This is a genomic window from Variovorax sp. GW821-FHT10D07, assembly GCF_059415325.1.
The window spans coordinates 288,412-305,289 of the sequence record NZ_JBWKMZ010000010.1; the positions used below are offsets into that span (position 1 = coordinate 288,412).

Genomic DNA, 16,878 nt, shown 5'->3' on the forward strand with positions numbered 1-16,878 from the left:
GACTCCGCAAAGTCGGCTAAGCGGCCGCCGCCGCCCGGCGGCACACTGCGGGGCATGACCGCCCCCCGCGCCGAACACGACTACCGCGAACGCGTGGCGCGCGCCGTCGCGGCCATCGTGGCCGACCCGATGGCGAACCACCGGCTCGAGGACCTCGCGGCGCTCGCGCATTTCTCGCCCTTCCACTTCCACCGCATCTACCAGAGCGTCGCGGGCGAGACCGTGGCCGCCACGGTGCGGCGCGTGCGGCTCGCCATGGCCACGCGGCTGCTCGTGCGCGGCGGCCAGAGCATCACGGACGTGGCGCTGGCCGTGGGCTACGAGAGCCCGCAGGCCTTCACGCGCGCCTTCGGCCAGTTCACCGGGCAATCGCCGCGCGAATTCCAGCAGCAGATGCATGCGGTGGTGCTCGATGCGATGCCCGTGGCGCGGAACCGCAGCGACGAGGCGCCACCCGCCGTGCGGATCGTCGAGCGCCCGGCGCAGCCGGTGCATGCGCTGCGCCACCACGGGCCGGCCTCCACCATCCCGCACACGCACCGGCGGCTGCGCGCCCGGCTGGGCCCGCGCCGCGTGTCGGGCTGGTTCGGCATCTCCTGCGGCAATCCCGAGGCGCGGCCGGATTTCCGCTACTACGTGGCGGCGGCCTCGCCCGATCCCTGGCCAGCCGGCGACGCGGAGATCGAGGCCTTCGACATGCCGGGCGGCCTCTACGCCGTGCACACCCTTGCCGGGCCCTACACGCGCATCAACGCCGCCGTCTACGCGCTCTACGCACGCTGGCTGCCCGGCAGCGGCTACGAGCCCGACGACCGGCCCACGCTCGAGCACTACCTGAACTCGCCGCGCCAGGTCGCGCCGGCCGCGCTGCGCACCGACCTGCTGATTCCGATCCGTCCCGCCGGCTGATCCCGGTCTTCACTGCCGCCATGAACCTGCTTCGCTTCCTTCTTCCCCTCGCGCTCGGCCTGGGGGCGGCCTGCGCCCAGGCCGCGGGCTTCAGCACCCTCGAGATACCGGCCGATGCCGACGGCCCGGCGCTGCGCGGCGCGGTATGGACGCCCTGCGCCGCGCCCGATGGCCAGGTCCAGCTCGAGCGCAACACCCTGTCCGGCGTGCGCGACTGCCCGATCGCGGGCGAGCGGCTGCCGCTGGTGGTGCTGTCGCACGGCTACGGCGGCTCCTTCCTCGGCCACCACGACACGGCCGAGGCGCTGGCGAACGCGGGCTTCGTGGTCGCCGCGATCAATCACTCGGACGACAACTTCCGCATCCGCGGCGGCCCCGAGGACAGCATCGTGGCGCTCGCGACGCGCACCACCGACATCCGCCGCCTGGTCGACCACATGCTCGCGCGCTGGCCCGCGCATGCGCAGCTCGCGGCCGGCAAGGTCGGCTTCTACGGCTTCTCGCGCGGCGGCTACACGGGCCTGGTGCTGATCGGCGCGCGGCCCGATTTCGAGAAGCTGCCGCCGCTGCCCGGGTCGCCCTGCGCCTCGGCGCCGCAGGGTCCGGCCTGTCTAGCCATGCGGCAGCGCTTTCGCGCGCTGCTCGCGGCACCGCTGGCGCACGACGAGCGCATCAAGGCCGCGGTGATCGCCGATCCGCTCAGCATGCTGTTCGATGCCGAGAGCCTGAAACAGGTGAAGGTGCCGGTGCAGCTCTGGGCCTCGGCATACGGGGGCGACGGCGTCACGCCCGACAACGTGGCTGCGGTTCGGCGCAACCTGCCGGCGGCCCCGGACTGGCGCGTGGCCGACAAGGCCGGCCATTTCGGCTTTCTCGCGCCCTGCTCCGCCGCGCAGCTCGCGGTGAATCCGGAGATCTGCCGCGACGGCCCGGGCTTCGACCGCACGGCCTTCCATGCGGCCTTCAACGCCGAGGTGCTGGCCTTCTTCAGGCAGCACCTCGGGTCGCCGAACTAGCCCGCGCGCCGCTGGCCCGCGAGCCTTCTCACCACCGCCACGAGCCGGTCGATCTCGTCGAAGGTGTTGTAGAAGGCCAGCGAGGGCCGCACCGTGGTCTCGACGCCGAAGCGGCGCAGGATCGGCTGCGCACAATGGTGGCCGGTGCGCACCGCGATGCCTTCCTCGTTGAGCGCCTGGCCCACCTCCTCGGTGCTGTAGCCGTCGAGCACGAAGGACATCACGCTGGCTTTGTCGGCCGCGGTGCCGATCAGCCGCACGCCGGGAATCGCGCCGAGCTGCGCCATGCCGTAGACCAGCAGGTCGTGCTCGTAGCGCGCGATGTTCTCGATGCCGACCTTGTTGACGTAATCGATCGCCGCGCCCAGGCCCACCGCGTCGGCGATGTTGCCGGTGCCGGCCTCGAACTTGTTCGGGATCGGCTGGAACACGGTCTTCTCGAAGGTCACGTCGGCGATCATGTTGCCGCCGCCCTGCCACGGCGGCATGTCCTCGAGCACCTCGCGCTTGCCCCACACCACGCCGATGCCGGTGGGTCCGAACACCTTGTGGCCCGAGAACACGAAGAAATCGGCGCCGATGTCCTGCACGTCCACGCGCATGTGCGAGACCGACTGCGCGCCGTCGACCAGCGCCCGGGCGCCCGCGCGGTGCGCGAGTTCCACGATCTCCTTCACCGGCACCACGGTGCCGAGCGCGTTCGACACCTGGGTCACGGCGACGATCCTGGTGCGGTCGTTGAGCAGCTTGCGGTACTCGTCGAGCAGCACCTGGCCCGAGTCGTCGACCGGGATCACGCGCAGCTTCGCGCCCTTGGCGGCGGCGAGTTGCTGCCACGGCACGATGTTGGCGTGGTGCTCGAGGTTCGAGACGATGATCTCGTCGCCCTCGCCCACGTGCTGGCCGCCCCAGCTCTTGGCCACCAGGTTGATGGCCTCGGTGGTGCCGCGCACGAAGATCACTTCTTCCACCTCGGGCGCGTTGATGAACTTGCGCACGCGCTCCCGCGCGCCTTCGTAGGCGTCGGTGGCGCGCGCGGCCAGCTCGTGCGCCGCGCGGTGGATGTTCGAGTTCTCGTGTTCGTAGAAGTAGGCGATGCGGTCGATCACCGATTGCGGCTTGTGCGTGGTGGCCGCGTTGTCGAACCACACGAGCTGCCTGCCGTTCACGCGCTCCTGCAGGATCGGGAAGTCGCGCCGCACGGCGTTGACGTCGAACGGCGGATGCTGGCCGCTGCCGGCGAGCGGCACCGCCTCGGGTCCGCGCGGATCGGCCTTGGCCGGCGTGACGAAGCCGCTGGGCAGGCGCACCGCGTCGACGAAGTAGAACTGCGCATCGCGGCCGTTGGCCGGTGCCGATGGCGCGGACAGCGGCGCGGCAGGCTCGCGCGACACGGCCAGCGCCGCGAGGTCGGCGAAGGGATCGTGCACCGCGAAGCCGCCGGCACCGGCCGGCTGGCCATGGTTGCCGCCGAGGAAGTAGTACGGCGAGGCGGCGCTCGATGCAGCCTGCGAGGGCTGCACCGGCGGCACGCCGAGCACGTGGCCGCCCGAGCGCGGCTCGAAGGCCGGCGCCACCGACAGCACGGTATCGGGCACGCCGTTGCCGGCCACCGCATGCGGCAGCAGCGCGGGCGCGCGGTTCGCGAGCGAAGGCAGTTGCGTGGGCGAGGCTGGCAGCAGGTTGGTGCCAGGCAGCTGCCCCTGCGGGATCGGCGTGCCCGGCACGCTGGGCCCGAAGCCGGCCGGGCTCACGAGCGGCGAACCCGGCGGCGCGATGTTGGCGGGAAACTGCGCGCCCGGCACCAGGCCGCTGGCGGCACCCGGCAGCGAAGCTGCCGGCGACGAGCCTTGCAGCGAAGGCGGCGGCGTGCCCGGCAGCGCCGCGAACATCGCGCTCGCCATGCGCGCGAGCAGCGCCGGATCGAACGGCGCCTCGGCGGACGACGGCACCGAAGGCAGGCCGCCTGGAGTCAGTGGGGAGCTCACCGCGGCTTACTTGTAGGTGTCGGGATAGTCGTGGTACTTGCCGATCTCGACGTCGTCGAGCACCGCCAGCGCATCGGTGGTCAGCACCGCGAGCGAGCAGTACAGCGAGATCAGGTAGGAAGCGATCGCATGGTTGTTGATGCCCATGAAGCGCACCGACAGACCCGGGCTCTGTTCACCCGCGAGGCCCGGCTGGAACAGGCCGACCACGCCCTGGCGCTTGTCGCCCACGCGCAGCAGCAGGATCTTGCTCTTGCCGTCGGCCACCGGCACCTTGTTCGACGGGATCAGCGGAATGCCGCGCCAGGTGATGAACTGCGAACCGAACAGGCTCACGGTCGGCGGCGGCGTGCCGCGGCGCGTGGCTTCGCGGCCGAAGGCGGCGATCGCCAGCGGGTGCGTGAGGAAGAAGGCCGGTTCCTTCCAGACCTTGGTCAGCAGCTCGTCGAGGTCGTCGGGCGTGGGCGCGCCGGTCAGCGGGAAGATGCGCTGCTCTTCGCTGACCTGGGCCAGCAGGCCGTAGTCGGGGTTGTTGATGAGCTCGCTCTCCTGGTTCTCCTTGATCGTCTCGATCGTCAGGCGCAGCTGTTCCTTGATCTGGTCGTGCGGGCTGCTGTAGAGGTCGGAGATGCGGGTGTGCACGTCGAGCACGGTGCTCACGGCATTGAGGTAGTGCTCGCGCGGGTTCTCCTCGTAGTCGACGAAGGTGCGCGGCAGCTGGTTCTCTTCCTCGCGCGAGGTGCAGGTGACCTTGATCGACTCGGGGTTCTTGACCTTGTTGACGCGGTAGATGCCCGCCTCCACCGGCACCCATTGCAGCAGGTGCGTCAGCCAGCGCGGGCTGATGGTCTCGAGCTGGGGAACGGTCTTGGTGGCATTGGCCAACTGCCTTGCGGCGTTGTCGCCGAGCGCGGTGGTTCCACCGACGGTTGCGGTCATGAAGAAAACTCCGATGTGGTCAGGCCCACCGGGTCACCGCGAGCGGTGCCGGCGACTCCGAAAGGCCGTGGGAATGAAGAAAAGGGACGAACGCGACTGACGGCGGGAGTGTCCCGGCGCCAAGGGTTTCCCCTCAACAGGCTATAGCCGCCAAGTTGATCCGGCGTGCCAGGCGCGACTGGCCGAGCTGCTCGCAGCGCGACAGCAGATGCACGATGTTGATCTCGAGCGCGGTGGCGAGCTTGTGCGCGGTGACGATCGAGGGGATCACGCGGCCGCGCTCCACCTCGCCCACGTAGGAGCGGTTGAGGTCCGAGCGCTCCGCGAGCTGTTCCTGCGACCAGCCATGGGCCTCGCGCAACTGCCGCACGGCCACTCCGAAATCTTCGACGAATGCATTCATGGTGTGTTCACCCCCTCGGTGCGTTGTTCTTCTGCAGGCTGGCCTGCGTGACGCTCGCGCCCGGCGGCACGTCGTCGGTGATCCAGACATTGCCGCCGATGACGGCCCCCTTGCCGAGCGTGACGCGCCCGAGGATGGTGGCGCCGGCGTAGATCACGACGTCGTCCTCCACCACCGGATGGCGCGGCAGGCCCTTCTGCAGGTTGCCCTCGGTATCGGTCGGAAAGCGCTTGGCGCCCAGCGTCACGGCCTGGTAGAGCCGCACGCGCTTGCCGATGACCGCGGTCTCGCCGATCACGACACCGGTGCCATGGTCGATGAAGAAGCCGGCATCGATGCGCGCGCCCGGATGGATGTCGATGCCGGTCTGTCCGTGCGCGAGCTCGGCCACGATGCGCGCCAGCAGCGGCAGGTCGAGGCGGTAGAGCTCGTGCGCGAGCCGGTGGTGGATCATCGCGAGCACGCCCGGATAGCACAGCAGCACCTCGTCGACGCTGCGCGCGGCCGGGTCGCCCTGGTAGGCCGCGAGCACGTCGCTGTCGAGCAGCCGGCGCAGCTCGGGCAGGCGGTTCGCGAAACTGCGCACCGCCGCGGTGGCGGCCTCGTCGATCTCGCTCGCGCTGCGCGGTGCATGGCGCGCATTGAAATGCAGTTCCAGCCGGGCCTGCGTCAGCAACGCCTGCAAGGCGGCGTCGAGCGTGTGGCCGACGTAGAAATCCTCGCTCTCGTGGCGCAGGTCGTGCGGGCCGAGCCGCATCGGAAACAGCGCGCCCTTGAGCGATTCCACGATCTGGGCCAGCGCGTCGCGCGAGGGAAACTCGCGCGCGCCGGGTTCGCGCGAGCGGCGCTGCAGGTCGCGCCATTCGTTGCGCACCGCATGCAGCGCGGCAACGATCTCCGCGACTTCGAAATGGGCCATGGGCCGTTCTTCCTTCTGTGCGTGGGGAGAAATCAGTCCTGCACCCAGGGCAGGCCATGGAAGCGCCAGCCGTCGGAGCCGCCGCGATGCTGCTGCCCGTCGATCTCGCCCTCGAAGCCTTCGAGCACGTTGTAGACCTGCGAGAAGCCGGCCTTGGCGGCGGCCTCGGCCGCGAGCGCCGAGCGCTTGCCGCTGCGGCACAGCAGCAGCACCACGGCATCCTTGCCGCCGTCCTTCGCGAGCCTGGCCTCGAGCTCGCGCACGAAGCGCGGATTGCGCGTGAGCGCGGTGCCGGTGGCCCAGGCCACGTGCAGGCTCTCGGGCACGTGGCCGACGAACTTGCGTTCCTCGCCCGAACGCACGTCGACCAGCACTGCCTTGCCTTCCTGCACCAGTTGCCAGGCCACGGGCGGCGTTACCCCGCCGGCATAGGGCCAGCCGGCTTCGGCGGCATGGGCGCGCGCCTGTTCGAGCGCTTCGGGCAGGACGAGGTCTTCAACTTCCACGGACATGGTGTGCGGGCTCCTGGTGTGCGTTGCTGTCGGGATGGATGCATGCGCCGTTGGTGGCGATGACCATCACTGTAGGAGCCCGTCCGCGATCCTCAAACGACTGAAAAGTCGATTCTTAACAACCGGGCGTTCTAAGCGTCATTCCAGGGGCTGAAGGGAAGCTGAAGCCACCCTGCAGGCCCGGCGCTACAGTCCCCGCCCCATCGCTTCGGGAGTGCATTCATGCAACGCAGATCCCTCTCACTGGCACTGCTCTCGGGCATCGTCGGGCTGCCCGGCGGCGTGTTCGCCGCGCGCGCGATGTCGAACATCGCCTACGTCGTGGCCGGCCCCGATGGTGTCTTCTACGCCCGATGCATACCCGACTCCGACACGGGCGACGCCGGAACGACCACGGTCTACCGCGTGCGCAAGACCGGCGACGAAGCCATCGACCGCTATCCCTGGTTCAACCCGGGCCGCCTGCTGCTGGCGTGGAGCCCGATCGCGGGCCAGGTCGCGCTGATGCGGCTCGACCGCGAGCTGGAGCCGTCGTCCGCGGGCCCACAGGCCGCGTTCGGCTTCTATCTCGGCGGCCGGTTGCTGAAGACCTGGACCACGCGCGAGTTGCTCGCGCTGGGCGCCGAATTCGGACCCACCTACGAGGTGCCCTCGGGACGCGCCGGTTACAAGGTGCTCGGCGCGCGCCAGCAGGGACTGACAAACGATTACGTCTTCGTGATCCGGATCGGCGAGACCGAGCACGCCTTCGATATCCTGACGGGCCTGCCCTGGCGCGCCAGGGCCACCTCCTGAACCCCGACGACATCCTCCCCCGACGCATGCGCAGACTCCTCTCGACCTCCCTGGTCCTGGCCGCCGGCTGCACGGCCGCCGCCCTCGCCTGGGCCGACGAACCCAAGCTCCCGGTGAAGACCGACGACGGCACCATCCTCTACGTCGCGCCCAAGATCGCGCCCACCGAGAAATCGGCCGACACCCTCGGCGCGACCATCGGCGTGCAACGCCCCAGCGGCGCCGCGGCCTATGGCGGCATGGACACCTCGGGCTCGCGCCCGATCTATTCGGTGGGCGGCAGCACGGGCGGCAACACCTCGTTCTCGGCCGGCGTCGAATCCGATGGCAAGCAGAACAACGGCGTGAAGGCCGGCATCACGATCAAGTACTGAGCTGCGGGGCCGACGGCAGAATGGCCGCTTTCAGCACCGAGAAGGCACCCACGTGAGCGAGCCCGCCGACCTCCCCGAGATGGTCCTGTGCATCCCAGGCCCCTGGACCGACACCACGGAACTGATCCGTGACCTGATCGAGAGCGACAGCGGCTACCTGTTCGCCGGCCGCATCCTGATGTGCGCGCAAACGCGCTTCAGTTGCGAGCTGGTCTTCGAAGGCCCCGACGAGCGCATGCCCCATGCCTTCCGCGCCGCGGCGCCGCATTGGCGCGACACGCCCGAGATGGAGGCCGTCGACGGGCACCGCTCGGTGGTCTACCTGGTCGGTTCCGGCGGCAGCCACGAGAACGCCACTTCGCTGATGGAGGCCGGTGCCGCGCTGGTGCGCGCGGGCGGGCTGGGCGTGAAGGTCGAGAGCACGGGCCTCGCGCACACGCCGGCGGCCTGGCTCGACCACTGCGAGCACCTGCACCTGTTCTTCGCGCACCGGGCGCTGGTGCTCTACCTCACGGGCGAGCCCGTGAGTTCCTGCGGCATGCACAACCTCGGCCTGCGCGACGCGGTCACCGACGGCCAGGACGACATGGCGGCCGCCGTCGAGTTGCTGCGCGCGTTCACGCACTACCTCTACGCTGAGGAGCCCGAGATCCGCGCGGGCCAGACCTTCTCGGTCGCGCGCGATGCGCCGGGCTACCGCATCGAGGAAACACAGGACCAGCCCTACGGCCCGGACTCGCTGTTCCACAACCCCTACGGTTTCTGGCGCCTCGTCCCGCTCTGAGCCGACGAAAAAAAGCCCGACGCCATCGCTGGCGCCGGGCCGAGGGGGAATGCGCCACGCGCACTCCAGGGGATTCAGAGCTTGGCGATCGACACTTCGGTGGACTTCACCAGCGCGACGACGTCGGAGCCGACCTTGAGCTGCAGCTCGTCGATCGAGCGCGTGGTGATGACCGAGGTCACGATGCCCCAGGCGGTCTCGACGTCGACTTCGGAGACGACGTCGCCGCGGATGATCTCGCGGACCTTGCCCTTGAACTGGTTGCGCACGTTGATGGCTTGGATGGACATGATGGTTCCCTTTGGTTGGATGGTGTGGATGGATGGATCGGTGAAGGAAGGACGTGGCACTCAGGCGATCTCGGCCACGTCGTCGAACGCGAGCCGCGGCCCGCGCTCGAAGGTGCCGGCGTGGTCGGCCACGCCGAGATTGACGAGGAAGTTGGCGCGCCAGCGGCCGTCGGGGAAGAAGGCCTTGTCGACCAGCTCGGCGTTGAAGCCCGACTGCGGCCCGGCATCGAGGCCCAGCGCGCGCGCCGCGAGGATCAGGTAGGCGCCCTGCAGGCTGCTGTTGCGAAACGCCGTGGCCTGCGCCGCCTCGGCGCTCTTCTCGAAGAAGGGCTTGGCGTCGTAGGCCGGGAACAGCACCGGCAGGTGGTCGTAGAAGCGCGTGTCGTGCGCCACGATCACGGTCACGCCCGCGGCCAGCGTCTGCGCGGTGTTGCCCGACGACAGCGCGGGCTTGAGCCTGGCCTTGGCCTCCTCGCTGCGCACGAACACGTAGCGCGCGGGCTGGGCGTTGTAGGCCGTCGGGCCCCACTTCAGCAGCTCGTAGAGCTGGCGGATGGTCTCGTCGCTCACGGGCACCGGCTTGAAGGCATGCACGGTGCGCGCCTTGCGAAACAGCTGGTCGAGCGCGGCGTCGGGAATGGATTGCAGTGTTGTCATGGTTTTGCTTTCGCCCCTGCTTCAGGCCGAGGCCGCGGCCAGCGCCTGGTCGAGGTCGGCGCGCAGGTCGTCGATGTGCTCGATGCCGACCGACAGGCGCACGGTCTCCTCGCTCACGCCGGCGCGCGCGAGTTCCTCGGGCGAGAGCTGGCGGTGCGTGGTCGAGGCCGGATGGGTGGCGAGCGAGCGCACGTCGCCGATGTTGACGAGGCGCGTGAACAGCTTGAGCGCGTCGAGGAACTTCGCGCCCGCCTCGCGGCCGCCCTCGATGCCGAAGGTCAGCACGCCGCTGGCCTTGCCGCCCAGGTACTTCTGCGCCAGTGCATGGTCGGGATGGTCCTCGAGCGCGGCGTAGTTGACCCACTTCACCGAATTGTCCGCCTTCAGGTGCCGTGCCACGGCCAGCGCGTTGTCGCTGATGCGCTCCACGCGCAGCGACAGCGTCTCGATGCCCTGCAGGATCAGGAAGGCATTGAACGGCGAGATCGCCGCACCCGTGTTGCGCAGCGGCACCACGCGTGCGCGGCCGATGTAGGCGGCCGGGCCGAGCGCGTCGGTGTAGACCACGCCGTGGTAGCTCACGTCGGGTTCGTTCAGGCGCTTGAAGCGCTGCTTGTGCTGCGCCCACGGGAACTTGCCCGAATCGACGATCGCGCCGCCGATGCTGGTGCCGTGGCCGCCGAGGTACTTGGTCAGCGAGTGCACCACGATGTCGGCGCCATGCTCGATCGGCCGGCTCAGGTACGGCGAGGGCACGGTGTTGTCGACGATCAGCGGCACGCCGTGGTGATGGGCGATCTCGGCGATGGCCGCGATGTCGGTCACGTTGCCGGCCGGGTTGCCCAGCGACTCGACGAACACCGCCTTGGTCTTCTCGTCGAACAGCTTCTCGAAGCTCTTCGGATCGCGGTGGTCGGCGAAGCGCGTGGTGATGCCGAACTGCGGCAGCGTGTGGGCGAACAGGTTGTAGGTGCCGCCGTAGAGCGCCGTGCTGCTGATGATGTTGTCGCCGGCTTCCGCGATGGTCTGGATCGCGTAGGTCACGGCCGCCTGGCCCGAGGCCAGCGCCAGCGCGGCGATGCCGCCCTCGAGCGCGGCGATGCGCTGCTCGAGCACGTCCTGCGTCGGGTTGTTGATGCGGGTGTAGATGTTGCCCGGCACCTTGAGGTCGAACAGGTCGGCGCCGTGCTGCGCGCTGTCGAAGGCGTAGGCCACCGTCTGGTAGATCGGCGGCGCCACGGCGCGCGTGGTCGGGTCGGGCGAATAGCCGGCGTGCACCGACAGGGTCTCGAATTTCCAGTTTTGCGACATGCGAAGCCTTTCAGATGGGAGGAAGGAACGCTCAGATCGCCCAGCGCAGTTCATGCGCGGGCTTGCCGAGCCAGCTTGCTTCGGTGCCGCCTTCAGCCTCTTCGGTTGCCCCGGGCTTTTGCAGCACCCTGTCGAGGATGCGTTTTTCGATGGCCGCGAAGGCCGGATCGCCCTGCGAGCGCGGACGCGCGAGGGCGATGTTCTCGTCGAGCGCGATGCGCCCGTCTTCGATCAGGATCACGCGGTCGGCCAGCGCCACCGCTTCCTGCACGTCGTGCGTGACCAGCAGCGCGGTGAAGCGGTGGCGCTGCCACAGGTTCTCGATCAGCCGGTGCATCTCGATGCGCGTGAGCGCATCGAGCGCGCCCAGCGGCTCGTCGAGCAGCAAGAGCCGCGGGTGGTGCACCAGCGCGCGCGCCAGGGCCACGCGCTGGCGCTGGCCGCCCGACAGGCGCGCCGGCCATTCGTTCTCGCGGTCGGCCAGGCCGACGTGCGCCAGCACCTCCTTGCCGCGCGCCCTGGCGTCCTTCGACAGGCCCAGCGTCACGTTGTCGAGCACGCGGCGCCAGGGCAGCAGGCGCGCCTCCTGGAACATGATCCGGGTGTCGTCGTGCAGGCCGCTGACCGACTTGCCGTCGGTGTAGAGCGCGCCGGACGAGGCCTCCTCGAGGCCGGCGATCAGGCGCAGCAGCGTGCTCTTGCCGCAGCCGCTGCGGCCCACGATGGCGATGAACTGGCCCGGCTCGATCGCGAGCTGCGTGTTGCGCAGCACCTCGCGTTCGCCGTAGCGCTTGTGCAGGCCGCGCACTTCCAGGCGCACGCCGCCGGGGATCGCCAGCGGCGCGTCGTTCTGCGGTCGGTCGAGGACGGCACTCATCTCAGGCTCCAGGCTTGAACAGCGCCACGTCGAGCGCATTGATTTTCTTGGGCAGCAGCTTCTCGGCCAGGAAGGCGTCGGCGATGCGCTGCTGCTCGCCGAGCACCTCGGGCACCACCGGCCGCACCGCGTAGCTGCGGCGGCCGTTGGCCTGCTCGATGGTGGCGGCGTCGAGGCCCCACACGGGCGACAGCAGCGCGGCCGCCTCCCTGGGGTTCTGCTTGACCCACTTGCCGGTCTTCTCGAGCTCGGCATAGACCACGCGCAGCACGTCGGGCCGCGCCTTCGCGAACTTGGTGCTCGCGAGGTAGTAGCGCTGGTAGGACGCGATGCCCGCGCCGTCGGCCAGCACGCGCACCTTCGACTGGCGCTGCGCGGCGGCGAGGAACGGGTCCCACACCACCCAGGCGTCGATCGCGCCCTTCTCGAAGGCGGCACGGCCGTCGGCCGGCGTCAGGTAGGCGGGCGCTATGTCCTTGAACGAGAGGCCGGCCTTGTCGAGCGCGGCGATCAGCAGGTAGTGCGCGCCGGCCGCTTTCGCGAAGCCGACCTTCTTGCCTTTCAGATCGGCCACGGTCCTGAGCGGCGAGTCCTCGCGCACCAGGATCGCCTGCGCCGCGGGCGACGGCGCTTCCTGCGCGATGAAGGTCAGCTCGGCACCGGCCGCCTGCGCGAACACCGGCACGGTGTCGGCCACGTCGGCGCTGATGTCGAGGTTGTCGAGGTTCAGCGCCTCGAGCAGCGGCAAGCCGCTGGTGAACTCGTGCCAGCTCAGGGTGGCGTTGAGCGGCGCGAGTTGCTTCTCGAGCACGCCCTGCGCCTTGAGCACCGCGATCAATGTCGATGACTTCTGGTAGCCCAGGCGCACGGTGGCGGGCCGCGCGGCCGTGCCCTGCGCGAAGGCGCCGGGCGTGCCCGTCAGGCCGAGCACGCCGGCTGCGCCGAGCGTCGCGATCGCCTGGCGGCGGGAGATGGTCGTGTGCGTCATTCCCCTGCCCTCACTTCGTCGTCTTCTTCTGGTAGCCCGGATGCCAGCGCAACCACCACTGCTCGAGGCCGCGCGCGAACAGGTCGGCCAGCTTGCCGAGCAGCGCGTACAGCAGGATGCCCACCAGCACGATGTCGGTCTGCAGGAACTCGCGCGCGTTCATCGTCAGGTAGCCGATGCCGGCCTGGGCCGAGATGGTCTCGGCCACGATCAGGATCACCCACATCAGGCCCAGCGAGAAGCGCAGGCCCACCAGGATCGAGGACAGCGCGCCCGGCAGGATCACCTCGCGATAGAGCTGCCAGCGCGTGAGGCCGTAGGTGCGGCCCATCTCGATCAGTTGCGGATCGACGTTGCGGATGCCGTGGAAGGTGTTGAGGTAGATCGGGAAGAACACCGACACCGAGATCAGGAACAGCTTGGCCGACTCGTCGATGCCGAACCACAGGATCACCAGCGGGATCAGCGCGAGCGCCGGGATGTTGCGCACCATCTGGATGGTGGAGTCGAGCAGCGTCTCGAAGAACTTCACCGAGCCCGTGAGCAGGCCCAGCGCCAGCCCGGCGCCGCCGCCGATGGCCAGCCCCGCGAGCGCGCGGCCCGCGCTGACCTTCACGTGCGTCCACAGCTCGCCCGACACCGTGAGGTTCCACGCGGCCTTCACCACGTCGACCGGCGCCGGCAGCACGCGGGTGCTGAGCCAGCCCAGCGACGACGCGATCTGCCACACCACGATCAGCCCCACGGGCACCAGCCATGGCACCAGCCGCCTGGCGACATTGAGGCCGAAGCTACGCAGCGCGGAGCCCGCGCCCTCGGCCGGCGCGACCGCCGGCAGTTCCTGAACCTGTTCCGTCATGGCGTGTCCTTCAGCTTTGCGAGACGAGGCGCGAAGGCGCGTCGAGGTTGGCGACGACCTCGCCGAAGGGCCCGCTCAGCGAGCCACCGGCCAGCCGGGCCTTGGCCTTGCGCGAGAGCAGCGGGAACACCAGCTCGGCGAAGCGGTAGGCCTCCTCGAGGTGCGGGTAGCCCGAGAGAATGAAGCGGTCGAGCCCGAGCGCGGCGTATTCCTCGATGCGCGCGGCCACGGTCTTCGCGTCGCCGACCAGCGCCGTGCCGGCACCGCCACGCACCAGCCCCACGCCAGCCCAGAGGTTGGGCGCGATCTCGAGTTCGGCGCGCGTGCGCTTGGCACCGCCCGCATGCAGCGCGGCCATGCGGCGCTGGCCTTCGGAGTCCATGCGCGCGAAGGCGGCCTGGGCGCGGATCACGGTCTCGTCGTCGACGCGGCTGATCAGGTCCTCGGCGGCCTTCCAGGCCGCCTCTTCGGTCTCGCGCACGATCACGTGCAGCCGGATGCCGAACTGCACCTGGCGGCCCTGGCGCTCGGCGCGCGCGCGCACGTCGGCGAGCTTCTTCGCCACCTCGGCCGGGGGTTCGCCCCAGGTGAGGTAGGCATCGACCTGCTCGGCCGCGAGGTCGTGGGCCGCGGCCGACGAGCCGCCGAACCACACCGGCGGATGCGGTTTCTGCACCGGCGGATAGAGCAGCTTGGCGCCCTTCACGCTCAGGTGCTTGCCCTCGTAGTCGAAGGCCTGGCCGTCGTGGCTGCGCGCGAGGATCTCGCGCCAGATGCGGATGAACTCGGCCGACTGCTCGTAGCGCGCGGCATGGTCGAGGTAGACGCCGTCGCCCTCGAGCTCGGCCTGGTCGCCGCCGGTCACGAGGTTCACCAGCAGGCGTCCGTTCGAGAGCCGGTCGAAGGTCGCGGCCATGCGCGCGGCCAGGCTGGGCTGGTGCAGGCCGGGCCGCACCGCGACCAGGAACTTGAGCTTCTTCGTGGCGCCGATCAGGCTCGAGGCGATCACCCACGGGTCCTCGCACGAGCGGCCGGTCGGGATCAGCACGCCCTCGTAGCCGAGGTGGTCGGCAGCGCACGCGATCTGCTGCAGGTAGTCGAGATCGACCGGGCGCGCGCCTTCGCTGGTGCCGAGGTAGCGGCTGTCGCCGTGCGTGGGCAGGAACCAGAAGATCTGCATCACGCGATCCCCGTGGCAGCTTCGAGCACGTTGATCTTCTTCGGGATCAGCTTGAGCTCGAAGAAGGTGTCGGCGATCTTCTGCTGCTCGCCGAGGATGGCCTTGGTGATCGGCGTGGTGCCGTAGGCGGTGCGCGCCACCGTGAGGTCGGCCACCGGCTTGGGCAGGCCCCACAGCGCGGCCAGTTCGGTCGCGAGCTCGCCGCGGTTGGCCGAGCCCCAGGCGTCGACCTTGTTGAGTTCCTCGATCGCGATCGCCACCACGTCGGCGTTCTTCGCCGCGTAGTCGAGCGACGAGAAGTAGTAGGCGCGGTTGCCCACCACGCCGGTGGCGTCGGCCAGCACGCGCGCCTCGAGCGTCTTCTCGGCCGCGGCCAGGAACGGATCCCAGATCACCCAGGCGTCGATCGAGCCCTTCTCGAAGGCCGCGCGCGCATCGGCCGGCGGCAGGTAGACCAGGTTCAGGTCGGCATACGACAGGCCGTGCTTCTCGAACAGCTTGACGACGAAGTAGTGGACGTTCGAGCCCTTGTTGAGCGCGATCTTCCTGCCCTTGAGTTCGGCCACGCTCTTGATGGCCGAGCCCTTGGGCACCAGCACGCCTTCCGACTGCGGACGCGGCACCGTGGCGCCCACGTAGGCCAGCGGCGCGCCGGCGGCCTGCGCGAAGATCGGCGGCGCCTCGCCCACGTCGCCGAAGTCGATCGAGCCGACGTTCAGCGCCTCGAGCTGCACCGGGCCGGCCGTGAACTCGGTCCACTTGAGGCTCACGCCCAAAGGCGCGAGGCGCTTCTCGAGCGTGCCGCGGCCCTTGAGGATGTTGAGCAGGCCCTTCTGGTTGCCGATGCGGAACTGGCGCGCGGGCGCCTGCGCCAGCGCACCGAAGGCGGAGGGCAGCGCGATGGCGGCGGCGGTGCCCTGCAGCAGGCGGCGGCGCGGGAGGGAGATGGTGGTCATGGCTGGTGTGGCTTGCGAAAGATGAAGGGGACCGGTGCTCAGGGCTGGGCCGCGACGACGGCGTCGCTGACCTTGATCGGCTTCGGAATCAGCTTGAGCGCGTAGAAGGTGTCGGCGATGCGCTGCTGGTCGGCGGCGACCTCGGGCGTGATCGGCTTCACGTTGAACTCGTAGCGGCGCAGCGCGAGCTCGACCACGTCGACCGGCAGGCCCTGCAGCGGCGCGATCAGCTCGGCCGCCTGGCGCAGGTTCTTCTTGAGCCAGATGCCCTGGGCCACCGAGTCCTCGAACAGGGCCTCGATCACCTTCGGGTTGTTCTTCACGAAGCCGCGCTCGCCCAGGTAGTACTGGTAGTTGCTGACCACGCCCGGCGTGCCGTCGGCGAGCACGCGCGCGCCGGTGGCCTTCTCGGCCGCGGCCTGGAACGGATCCCAGATCACCCAGGCGTCGACGTTCTTGCTCTCGAAGGCGGCGCGGCCGTCGGCCGGTGCCAGGTACACCGGCTGGATGTCGCTGAACTTCAGGCCGTTCTTCTCGAGCTGCTTCACGAGCAGGTAGTGCACGTTGCTGCCCTTGTTGAGCGCGACCTTCCTGCCCTTGAGGTCGGCCACCGACTGGATCGGCGAATCCTTGGTGACCAGGATCGCCTCGGCGCGCGGCGCGGCCGGGTCGTAGCCGAAGTAGACGAACTTGGCGCCCGCAGCCTGCGCGAAGATCGGCGGCGCCTCGCCCACGTAGCCGACGTCGACGGCGCCGACGTTCAGGCCCTCGAGCAGCTGCGGGCCGGCCGGGAACTCGACCCACTTCACGCCCACGCCCAGCGGCGCGAGGCGCTTCTCGAGCGAGCCCTGCGCCTTCTGCAGCACGAACAGGCTGGCCGACTTCTGGTAGCCGATGCGCAGCTCCCTGGCGGCGCCGGCCTTGCCCTGCGCATGCGCGGAGGTGGCGGACAGGAAGCTCACGATCAATGCGATCGCGGCGACCACGACGATGCTGACGGCGAGGTCGCGCAATGCGCGCCAGAGCGAGCGCGGCGGCACGTCGAGCACGGAGTCTTCGGTGGCAACGGGGTTCATGCGGGGTGGTCCTTGGACTGAATCGAAACTGGAGGCGAAGCCATC

General features: G+C 69.7%; 19 protein-coding genes. 5 read left to right on the forward strand and 14 right to left on the reverse strand.

What is annotated here, in order from left to right:
• The first annotated feature begins 54 nt into the window (after positions 1 to 54).
• Positions 55 to 909 (forward strand): AraC family transcriptional regulator, encoded by an 855-nt coding sequence (locus AC07PU_RS27270; RefSeq protein WP_495321596.1) that lies wholly within the window; start codon positions 55 to 57, stop codon positions 907 to 909.
• A 20-nt stretch (positions 910 to 929) separates the two neighbouring features.
• A complete protein-coding gene (locus AC07PU_RS27275; RefSeq protein ID WP_495321597.1) occupies positions 930 to 1,925 on the forward strand; it encodes an alpha/beta hydrolase family protein in 996 nt (331 codons plus the stop codon).
• Here the strand turns inward: AC07PU_RS27275 and AC07PU_RS27280 are convergent.
• From AC07PU_RS27280 to AC07PU_RS27300, 5 genes are all read right to left on the reverse strand, one after another.
• On the reverse strand, positions 1,922 to 3,913 hold the full coding sequence (locus tag AC07PU_RS27280) for a family 2A encapsulin nanocompartment cargo protein cysteine desulfurase (RefSeq protein WP_495321598.1): 1,992 nt from the start codon (positions 3,911 to 3,913) through the stop codon (positions 1,922 to 1,924). The two genes, AC07PU_RS27275 and AC07PU_RS27280, sit on opposite strands and share 4 nt — an antisense overlap.
• Positions 3,914 to 3,919: 6 nt before the next feature.
• On the reverse strand, positions 3,920 to 4,852 hold the full coding sequence (locus AC07PU_RS27285) for a family 2A encapsulin nanocompartment shell protein (RefSeq protein ID WP_490876913.1): 933 nt from the start codon (positions 4,850 to 4,852) through the stop codon (positions 3,920 to 3,922).
• Between the two features lie 133 nt (positions 4,853 to 4,985).
• Positions 4,986 to 5,255: a helix-turn-helix domain-containing protein gene (locus tag AC07PU_RS27290; protein ID WP_057593379.1), complete on the reverse strand. Its 270-nt coding sequence runs from the start codon at positions 5,253 to 5,255 to the stop codon at positions 4,986 to 4,988.
• A 7-nt stretch (positions 5,256 to 5,262) separates the two neighbouring features.
• Positions 5,263 to 6,174, reverse strand: a complete 912-nt coding sequence (gene epsC, locus AC07PU_RS27295) for a serine O-acetyltransferase EpsC (RefSeq protein WP_093341541.1) — start codon at positions 6,172 to 6,174, stop codon at positions 5,263 to 5,265.
• Positions 6,175 to 6,206: 32 nt separating this feature from the next.
• A complete protein-coding gene (locus AC07PU_RS27300) occupies positions 6,207 to 6,686 on the reverse strand; it encodes a rhodanese-like domain-containing protein (RefSeq protein ID WP_495321599.1) in 480 nt (159 codons plus the stop codon).
• 222 nt (positions 6,687 to 6,908) lie between these two features.
• On the opposite strand from AC07PU_RS27300, the gene AC07PU_RS27305 reads away from it, so the two are divergent.
• From AC07PU_RS27305 to AC07PU_RS27315, 3 genes are read left to right on the forward strand one after another with little or no spacing between them, the layout of a single operon-like run.
• A complete protein-coding gene (locus tag AC07PU_RS27305; protein ID WP_495321600.1) occupies positions 6,909 to 7,481 on the forward strand; it encodes a hypothetical protein in 573 nt (190 codons plus the stop codon).
• Positions 7,482 to 7,507: 26 nt separating this feature from the next.
• Positions 7,508 to 7,855 (forward strand): hypothetical protein, encoded by a 348-nt coding sequence (locus AC07PU_RS27310; protein ID WP_495321601.1) that lies wholly within the window; start codon positions 7,508 to 7,510, stop codon positions 7,853 to 7,855.
• A 52-nt stretch (positions 7,856 to 7,907) separates the two neighbouring features.
• Positions 7,908 to 8,639 (forward strand): DUF4261 domain-containing protein, encoded by a 732-nt coding sequence (locus AC07PU_RS27315; protein WP_495321602.1) that lies wholly within the window; start codon positions 7,908 to 7,910, stop codon positions 8,637 to 8,639.
• A gap of 74 nt (positions 8,640 to 8,713) precedes the next feature.
• Here the strand turns inward: AC07PU_RS27315 and AC07PU_RS27320 are convergent, their stop codons facing one another.
• The 9 genes from AC07PU_RS27320 to AC07PU_RS27360 are packed head-to-tail and all read right to left on the reverse strand — an operon-like array spanning position 8,714 to position 16,833.
• Complete coding sequence (locus AC07PU_RS27320) at positions 8,714 to 8,929, reverse strand: TOBE domain-containing protein (protein WP_042579699.1); 216 nt, start codon at positions 8,927 to 8,929, stop codon at positions 8,714 to 8,716.
• A gap of 60 nt (positions 8,930 to 8,989) precedes the next feature.
• Positions 8,990 to 9,586: a malonic semialdehyde reductase gene (locus tag AC07PU_RS27325; RefSeq protein ID WP_057593384.1), complete on the reverse strand. Its 597-nt coding sequence runs from the start codon at positions 9,584 to 9,586 to the stop codon at positions 8,990 to 8,992.
• A 21-nt stretch (positions 9,587 to 9,607) separates the two neighbouring features.
• Positions 9,608 to 10,897: an O-acetylhomoserine aminocarboxypropyltransferase/cysteine synthase family protein gene (locus AC07PU_RS27330; protein WP_495321603.1), complete on the reverse strand. Its 1,290-nt coding sequence runs from the start codon at positions 10,895 to 10,897 to the stop codon at positions 9,608 to 9,610.
• 31 nt (positions 10,898 to 10,928) lie between these two features.
• Positions 10,929 to 11,774 carry an ATP-binding cassette domain-containing protein gene (locus tag AC07PU_RS27335; protein ID WP_495321604.1) on the reverse strand — a complete coding sequence of 282 codons (846 nt, stop codon included), beginning with the start codon at positions 11,772 to 11,774 and terminating at the stop codon, positions 10,929 to 10,931.
• Between the two features lies 1 nt (position 11,775).
• The gene (locus AC07PU_RS27340) at positions 11,776 to 12,762 is read right to left on the reverse strand and encodes an aliphatic sulfonate ABC transporter substrate-binding protein (protein ID WP_495321605.1); all 987 of its coding nucleotides are present in this window, start codon (positions 12,760 to 12,762) and stop codon (positions 11,776 to 11,778) included.
• 10 nt (positions 12,763 to 12,772) lie between these two features.
• Positions 12,773 to 13,621: an aliphatic sulfonate ABC transporter permease SsuC gene (gene ssuC / locus AC07PU_RS27345; protein WP_489042510.1), complete on the reverse strand. Its 849-nt coding sequence runs from the start codon at positions 13,619 to 13,621 to the stop codon at positions 12,773 to 12,775.
• 10 nt (positions 13,622 to 13,631) lie between these two features.
• Complete coding sequence (gene ssuD / locus AC07PU_RS27350) at positions 13,632 to 14,801, reverse strand: FMNH2-dependent alkanesulfonate monooxygenase (protein WP_495321606.1); 1,170 nt, start codon at positions 14,799 to 14,801, stop codon at positions 13,632 to 13,634.
• A complete protein-coding gene (locus tag AC07PU_RS27355; RefSeq protein WP_495321607.1) occupies positions 14,801 to 15,757 on the reverse strand; it encodes a sulfonate ABC transporter substrate-binding protein in 957 nt (318 codons plus the stop codon). The genes ssuD and AC07PU_RS27355 overlap by 1 nt, the downstream gene beginning before the upstream one ends.
• 38 nt (positions 15,758 to 15,795) lie before the next feature.
• Positions 15,796 to 16,833, reverse strand: a complete 1,038-nt coding sequence (locus tag AC07PU_RS27360; RefSeq protein ID WP_495321608.1) for a sulfonate ABC transporter substrate-binding protein — start codon at positions 16,831 to 16,833, stop codon at positions 15,796 to 15,798.
• Between the last annotated feature and the right edge of the window lie 45 nt (positions 16,834 to 16,878).